9 protein-coding genes are annotated in these 7,272 nt (G+C 68.1%); 4 read left to right on the top strand and 5 right to left on the bottom strand.

Features of this window, described 5'->3' with window-relative positions; all coding sequences use genetic code 11:
- On the top strand, positions 1–1,245 hold a 1,245-nt coding region (locus tag AAG801_RS38615), incomplete at its 5' end, for an aldehyde dehydrogenase family protein (RefSeq protein WP_341893180.1).
- A gap of 6 nt (positions 1,246–1,251) precedes the next feature.
- Here the strand turns inward: AAG801_RS38615 and AAG801_RS38610 are convergent.
- Complete coding sequence (locus AAG801_RS38610; RefSeq protein ID WP_341893179.1) at positions 1,252–1,644, bottom strand: carboxymuconolactone decarboxylase family protein; 393 nt, start codon at positions 1,642–1,644, stop codon at positions 1,252–1,254.
- Positions 1,645–1,814: 170 nt separating this feature from the next.
- On the opposite strand from AAG801_RS38610, the gene AAG801_RS38605 reads away from it, so the two are divergent.
- Both AAG801_RS38605 and bamE read left to right on the top strand, forming a co-directional pair.
- Positions 1,815–3,284, top strand: coding sequence for a YadA-like family protein (locus AAG801_RS38605; protein ID WP_341893178.1), 1,470 nt, complete (start codon positions 1,815–1,817; stop codon positions 3,282–3,284).
- Positions 3,285–3,337: 53 nt separating this feature from the next.
- Positions 3,338–3,742, top strand: coding sequence for an outer membrane protein assembly factor BamE (gene bamE / locus AAG801_RS38600; RefSeq protein ID WP_341893177.1), 405 nt, complete (start codon positions 3,338–3,340; stop codon positions 3,740–3,742).
- Here bamE and AAG801_RS38595 read toward each other — a convergent pair whose 3' ends face one another.
- Positions 3,743–4,099, bottom strand: coding sequence for a YbaN family protein (locus AAG801_RS38595; protein ID WP_341893181.1), 357 nt, complete (start codon positions 4,097–4,099; stop codon positions 3,743–3,745).
- 91 nt (positions 4,100–4,190) lie between these two features.
- Between AAG801_RS38595 and AAG801_RS38590 the strand changes: the two genes are divergently transcribed.
- Positions 4,191–4,814 carry a bacteriohemerythrin gene (locus tag AAG801_RS38590; RefSeq protein WP_341893176.1) on the top strand — a complete coding sequence of 208 codons (624 nt, stop codon included), beginning with the start codon at positions 4,191–4,193 and terminating at the stop codon, positions 4,812–4,814.
- A gap of 9 nt (positions 4,815–4,823) precedes the next feature.
- Here AAG801_RS38590 and AAG801_RS38585 read toward each other — a convergent pair whose 3' ends face one another.
- The 3 genes from AAG801_RS38585 to AAG801_RS38575 form a co-directional block, all read right to left on the bottom strand.
- Complete coding sequence (locus AAG801_RS38585; RefSeq protein WP_341893175.1) at positions 4,824–6,335, bottom strand: tripartite tricarboxylate transporter permease; 1,512 nt, start codon at positions 6,333–6,335, stop codon at positions 4,824–4,826.
- A 33-nt stretch (positions 6,336–6,368) separates the two neighbouring features.
- Complete coding sequence (locus AAG801_RS38580; RefSeq protein WP_099795151.1) at positions 6,369–6,857, bottom strand: tripartite tricarboxylate transporter TctB family protein; 489 nt, start codon at positions 6,855–6,857, stop codon at positions 6,369–6,371.
- Positions 6,858–6,995: 138 nt separating this feature from the next.
- The coding region (locus tag AAG801_RS38575; RefSeq protein WP_341893174.1) for a sensor histidine kinase at positions 6,996–7,272 on the bottom strand (277 nt) is incomplete at its 5' end.

Below are 7,272 nucleotides of genomic sequence, written 5' to 3'. Positions count from 1 at the left end.
CAGGTGGTGGCCGACGTGATGGCCTCGGCCTTCGACAGCGCGGGCCAGCGCTGCTCGGCGCTGCGCGTGCTGTGTGTGCAGGAAGAAGCGGCCGACCGCCTCGTCGCAATGCTGCAGGGCGCGATGGCCGAGAGCTGCATCGGCAACCCCGCGCGGCTCGCGGTGGACGTGGGCCCCGTCATCGACGACGAGGCGCGCGACGGCATCGAGCGCCACATCGCCGGCATGCGCGGGCGCGGACGGCGCGTGTTCCGCCAGGGCCGCGAGTTCGGCCACGACACGCGCCACGGCACCTTCGTGCTGCCCACGCTGGTCGAGCTCGACCACCTGGGCGAGCTGGAGCGCGAGGTGTTCGGCCCCGTGCTGCACCTGCTGCGCTACCGCCGCCGCGACCTCGGCGCGCTCATCGGCCAGATCAACGGCAGCGGCTACGGCCTCACGCTGGGCGTGCACACGCGCATCGACGAAACCATCGCGCAGGTGGTGGCGCAGGCGCAGGCCGGCAATGTCTACGTGAACCGCAACATGGTCGGCGCGGTGGTGGGCGTGCAGCCCTTCGGCGGCGAAGGGCTGTCGGGCACCGGGCCGAAGGCCGGCGGGCCGCTGTACATGGCGCGCCTGCTGTCGGCGCGGCCCGACGACGTGCTCGCGCGCGCCGTGGCCGACGGCGACGCATCCGCTGCACCGTTCAACGCTGGCCTCGCAGCGCTCGAAGCCTGGGCGCGCGACACGGGCCGCGACGCACTCGCCGCGCAGTGCCGCCGCTTCGCCAGCCTTGCGCCCGTGGGCCGCGCGCGCACGCTGGCCGGCCCGACCGGCGAGCGCAACGTCTACACGCTGCAGCCGCGCGAGGCCGTGCTGTGCCTTGCCGATGCAGAGGCCGACCGACTCGTGCAACTGGCGGCCGTGCTGTCGGTCGGCAGCACCGCCATCTGGCCGGCCGATGCGCCCGGCGCGCACACGCTGCTGGCCGCGCTGCCCGACGAGGCGCGCCACGCGGTCGTGCTCGCCAACGACTGGCGCGCGCCCACCGTGGTCTTCGATGCCGTGCTGCACCACGGCGACGCAGGCCACCTCGCAATCGTGCTGCAGCAGGTGGCGGCGCGGCCCGGCCCCATCGTCGGCGTGCGCGGCTTCGCACCCGGCGACGCCGGCATCCCGCTCGAAAGCCTGGTGCTGGAGCGCGCGCTGAGCGTCAACACGGCCGCGGCGGGCGGCAATGCGAGCCTGATGACGATCGGTTGAGCGGGCTTACTTGTCGAAAGCCGGGTCAATCGGCACGCGGTAGCCGTTGACCAGCCGGTTCGTCTCGTTCGCCATGCCGACCACGGCCATCAGCTCGGCGAACATGGCCGGCGTCATGCCGGCCTTTTCCGCGCCCGCGTGGTGGCTCGCGATGCAGTAGCCGCAGTTGTTGGTGACGCTCACCGCGAGGTAGACCATTTCCTTGACCACCGGATCGAGCGCGCCCGGCGCCATCACCTCCTTGAGGCTGGCCCAGGTGCGCTTCAGTGTGGCCGGGTCGTTGGCCAGGTACTTCCAGAAATTGTTGACGTCGGGCACGTTGCGCGACGTCTTGATGTCGTCGAACACCGCGCGGACTTCGTCGGAAGCGGCGGCGTGCTCGATGGGCTGGGGTTTCATGCGATCTCCTGAGGGAAGTGTGAATGCGGGTTGGAAAGCAACATTTGCTTTCGGTACCTTCACATTTATTGTGAATTAGGTCCTAGGTTCGCGCGGCCTCCGATTCATACAGTCGAAGCGTCACACATCAAGCGCGCCATCAGGCGCCATCTCAGGGAGCAGAGAAAACCATGGAACACGTCATCCAGCACGTGGGGATCGGTGCGCGCGTCGCATTCGTCCACAAGAAGAAAACCCAAGGCATCGCGGGCGCCGTGCTCGCACTGGCCGCCAGCCTCGCGGGACCATCGGCCTGGGCCGACGTGAGCCTGGGCGGCGCCAGCTACACGACCGGTTCGGGCGCGGTATGCAGCTCGGGCAGCGCCGGCCCGACATGGGCCTGCCAGGTGCCCAACGGCAACGGCGGCTTCGCGCTCATCACCGGCGTGCCGACCGACCCCGTCAATGGCGGCCCCGATGCCGCGGCCTTGCAGGGCATGGTGAACGGCAACCTCGGCGGCGACGCCCTGCTGCTCGGCGGCACGTCTGCCAAGGCCACCGGCTTTGGCAGCGTGGCCGCGGGCTCCGACGCGCGCGCCACCGAAACCTACGCCACCGCCATCGGCTCCACCACCGTGGCCGCGGGCGTCAGCAGCACGGCCGTGGGCAATGTGGCGCAGGCCTTCGGCACCAACGCCACCGCCATCGGCGCCAACACCACCGCGGTGGCCACCAGCAGCCTGGCGGCGGGCGACCGCGCCACCGCGAGCGACATCAATTCGACCGCGCTCGGCGCCAACACGCAGGCGCGCAAGAAGAGCAGCCTCGCGGCCGGCGACAAGGCGATTGCCGACGGCATCAACGCCGCCGCACTCGGCGCGAACACGCAGGCACTGGCCGACAGCGCCGTCGCCGTGGGCGACCGCGCCACCGCGAACGCCGAATCGGCCGTGGCCATGGGACGCCAGAGCACCGCATCGGCCGCGTCCGCAGTGGCGATCGGCACCGGCGCGACGGCGAGCGCAGTCAATGGCGTGGCGCTGGGCGCTGGCGCCGTCGCCGATCGCGCGGGTATGAGCGGCCAGAAGGAGCGCTTCTCGAACATCGCCGTGGGCTCGACGCAGGGCGCGCTCTCGGTCGGCAGCGCGGGCGGCGAACGGCAGATCACGAATGTCGCGGGCGGCACGCAGGCGACCGACGCAGTGAACGTGCGCCAGTTGCAGGCGGTGCAGGCCGGCGCGGTCAACTACGTCACCAACGTCGATGGCAGCGTGAACCACAACCAGATCGTGCTGGGCAACGGGCAGGCGCCGAACGGCACCACCGTGTCGAATGTGGCGCCCGGCGTGGCCGGCACGGATGCGGTCAACGTCAACCAGCTGAACGCACAGAGTGCGCAGTGGCGCGACGCGATCCGCCTGAACCAGCGCGATGCCAACGCCGGCACGGCCGGTGCGATGGCGATGGCCGGCATGCCGCAGGCCTACATGCCGGGCAAGAACATGCTCGCGGCGGGCGTGGCCGGCTACGAAGGCCAGAGCGCCGTCGCGCTGGGCTTCTCGAGCATCTCGGACAACGGCAAGTGGGTGATGAAGTTCACCGGCTCGGCCAACTCGCGCGGCAACGTCGGCGTGTCGGCTGGTGCGGGCTTCCAGTGGTGAGACGCATGAGCCACAGAACCGCCATCGATCCAGGCCACAGGACTTCTTCTCTCATGACCCGCACCTTCTTCCCCATCGCCACGCTGTTGACCGTGCTGGCGCTCACCGGCTGCACCTCGTACGTGAGCCGCGGCATCGACAGCGACGGCAAGGCCACCGAACTCGTCTGGCCCGGCGCTGATCAACAGCAGACCTGGCAGACCGAAGGCAGCTTTCCGAACCGCGAGAACCTGCGCGCCATCGGCCCCGCCGCGACCAAGGACCAGCTGTACGCCCTCATCGGCCGTCCGCACTTCGACGAAGGCATGGCGGCCGTGCGCGAGTGGGACTACGTCTTCCACTTCCGCTCGGGCGGCGGCGCCACGAGCTGCCGCTACAAGGTGATCTTCGACACCGACTACAAGGCGCGCAGCTTCCACTGGAACCCAGCCATCTGCGCGGAGCTGGCGAAGGGCTGATCAGCAGCCCTGCTGCTGCGGCGGCTCTGGCCGCCGCCACAGCCACGCCAGCACGACCGCCATCGACCCGATGGCGACACCCGCGAGCCATGGCTTGTGCGCGGTGAACCCGATGACGACCGCGCAGAACGCCATCGCCGCGGTGGCGCTCCACTTGGCGCGGCGGCTCACGGTGCGGCCGTTTTCCCAGTTGCGCAGCAGCGGGCCGAAGAGCCGGTGGTTCAGCAGCCAGCGGTGCAACCGCGGCGAGCTGCGCGCGGCGGCCCATGCGGCCATCAGCACGAAGACCGTGGTCGGCATGCCCGGCGCGACCACGCCGATGGCGGCCAGCACGAGGCACAGCACGGCAAAGACCATCAGCAGCCAGCGCACGACGAGCGGCAACGGCCGGGGCTCGACAACAGCGGGCGGGTTGTGGTGAGGGTCTTCGTCGGGCGTCACGAGACGATTGTCTTTCTTTCTCCTGCACCCCCCGGACGCGCTTGATTCAGATCAACCGCGTGCCGCTTTCGGCTGCCGATACTGGACCTTTACATCCACCTGCAAAGTTCTGAAGACCATGGCCCACCTTGTATGGAAGACCGAGCTCAATACGGGGATCCATGAGATCGACACGCAGCACCAGCGCATCGTGCAGTACATCAACGCGCTGGACGACGCCCGGCGCACCAACGACCGCAAGGTCGTGGGCCGGATCATCGAAGAGACCATCGACTACACCGCCTCGCACTTCGCGTTCGAAGAAGCCATGATCGAGGACGCAGGCTATCCCTTCTCGGGCCCGCACAAGAAGGTGCACGAGATCTTCGTGCGCCGCGTCACCGAATTTCGCGCACGCTTCGAGTCCGGCGAAGAGGTGCTGGCCGAGCTGCACGACATGCTCTCGCGGTGGCTGTTCAATCACATCCGCCATGAGGACGGCGCGTATGTGGCGACCGTGAAAGCGCATTTGCGGACGACGGATTCATCGGCCGAAGTCCTCGTGCATGCGCAGGTCCGCCAGGCGGTGCAGCAAGGCGGGGCCGCGGGGCAGGTCAAGCTCGGATGGATGCGGCGACTGTTCGGCGGGTGACGCGCGTCGTCACTCCTCCACGAAGGCTTCTTCGCGCTTGGCTTTCACCGAAGGCAGCAGCACCACGATGAGCAGCAGCACGGCAGCAGCCAGCAGCCCCGCCGACAGCGGGCGCATGACGAACACGCTCCAGTCGCCGCGCGACAGCAGCAGCGCGCGGCGCAGGTTCTCTTCCATCATCGGCCCGAGGATGAAGCCCAGCAGCAGTGGCGCGGGCTCGCACTTGAGCTTCAGGAACAGGTAGCCCACGATGCCGAAGATGGCGACCATCCACACGTCGAAGGTGTTGTTGTTCTCTGAGTACACGCCCACCGCGCAGAACAGCACGATCGACGGAAAGAGCCACTTGTAGGGAATGGTCAGCAGCTTGATCCAGATGCCGATCAGCGGCAGGTTCAGCACGATGAGCATCAGGTTGCCGATCCACATCGAGGCGATGAGGCCCCAGAACAGCTCGGGGTTGCTGGTCATCACCTGCGGGCCGGGCTGGATGTTGTGGATGGTCATCGCACCCACCATCAGCGCCATCACCGGGTTCGGCGGAATGCCGAGCGTCAGCAGCGGAATGAACGACGTCTGCGCGCCCGCGTTGTTGGCCGACTCCGGCCCCGCCACGCCGCGGATGTTGCCCTTGCCGAAGGGCACTTCGCCCTGCTTGAGCTTGATGCGCTTCTCGATGGTGTAGGCCGCGAAGGCCGAAAGCAGCGCACCGCCGCCCGGCAGGATGCCCAGCGCGGAACCGAGTGCCGTGCCGCGCAGCACGGCAGGCGTCATGCGCTTGAAGTCTTCCTTGGTGGGCCACAGGCCCTTGACCTTGGCGGTGAACACCTCGCGTTCGTGCTCGGGCACCGCCAGGTTGGCAATGATCTCGCCATAGCCGAACACGCCCATCGCGATCGCAATGAAGCCGATGCCGTCGGTGAGCTCAGGAATGTCGAAGCTGTAGCGCGCGACACCCGAGTTGACGTCGGTGCCCACGAGGCCCAGTGCCAGCCCGAGCAGGATCATCGTGATGGCCTTGAGCAGCGAACCCGAGGCCAGCACCACGGCGCCGATCAGGCCGAGGATCATCAGCGAGAAGTACTCGGCCGGGCCGAACTTGAAGGCCAGCTCCGTCAACGGCGGTGCGAAGGCCGCAAGAATGAGCGTGCCGACACAGCCTGCGAAGAACGAGCCCAGGCCCGCCGCAGCGAGCGCCGGTCCGGCCCTCCCCTTGCGCGCCATCTGGTAGCCGTCGATCACGGTCACCACCGACGACGATTCACCGGGCAGGTTCACCAGGATCGCGGTGGTCGAGCCGCCGTATTGCGCGCCGTAGTAGATGCCCGCCAGCATGATGAGCGCCGACACGGGCGGCAGTGCATACGTGGCAGGCAGCAGCATCGCGATGGTGGCCACGGGGCCGATGCCCGGCAGCACGCCGATCAGCGTGCCCAGCAGGCAGCCGACAAAGGCATAGACAAGGTTCTGCGCGGTGAAGGCCACGCCGAAGCCGATCGAAAGATTGGTAATCAGGTCCATTGTTCTCTTGGATTTCTTGTTGTTCTGCGCGGGTCAACCAGCGATGAAGGTGGGCCACACCTGGAACTGCAGCTTCAGTGCCACCACGAAGGCCAGGTAGCTGCCGAGCGCGAGCACCGTTGCGAGAAGGGTCACGCCCTTCCATCCGAAGCTGTCGCCCGCCAGGCTCGCGATGAAGGTCAGCGCATAGATCGCGACGATGAGCCCCATCGACGGCAGGCCGATGCTCGGCAGGCCACCGAGCAGCACGCCGAACACAAGGTTGGCGCCGATGATGAACAGCAGCGGCTTCCATGCGATGCGCCCCACGGGTTCGCCGTCGTCGGTCTCGACCGTGAGGGCCTTGAACGTGATCAGCACGCCCATGAAGGCGATGAGGATGCCCACGATGAGCGGGAAGTAGCCGGGGCCCATGCGGGCGCCGGTGCCCACGTTGTAGGTCGTGGCGCCCCATGCGAAGGCCACGCCGAAGGCGCTGAAAAGCACGCCCGAGCAGAAGTCTCTCTGACTCTTGATTCTCACCGTTGATGTCTCCTGGAACTGCGTTGATCGGCACACGATGTGCGTCAGCGATCCTAGGAATTCAGCGCCGCGGTGTGTATGAACAAAGCATTGCCGTTTGGCAATGTTCGGGGCGCGAGGAGGCGACGAAGGCCGCGCTCAATCGTCCGCGGTCGGCAGGTCGATGCACGCGCGCAGGCCCGGGCCGGAATCGCCGAACTGCAGGCGCCCGCCATGCAGCGCCACCACCGCCTGCACGCTCGCAAGCCCGAGGCCGTGGCCCGGCGTGCTGTGGTCCAGCCGATGAAAGCGCACGCCGAGATGCGCGTACTCGGCGCTCGGAATGCCGGGGCCGTCGTCCTGCACGACGAGCTGTGCACGCCCGTCGACCGTGTGCGTGCCGATGCGCACGGTGGCGCCTGCCCCGCCGTATTTC

It is taken from the genome of Variovorax sp. YR752 (assembly GCF_943372545.1).
This window is presented reverse-complemented; position numbering and strand designations above follow the sequence as displayed.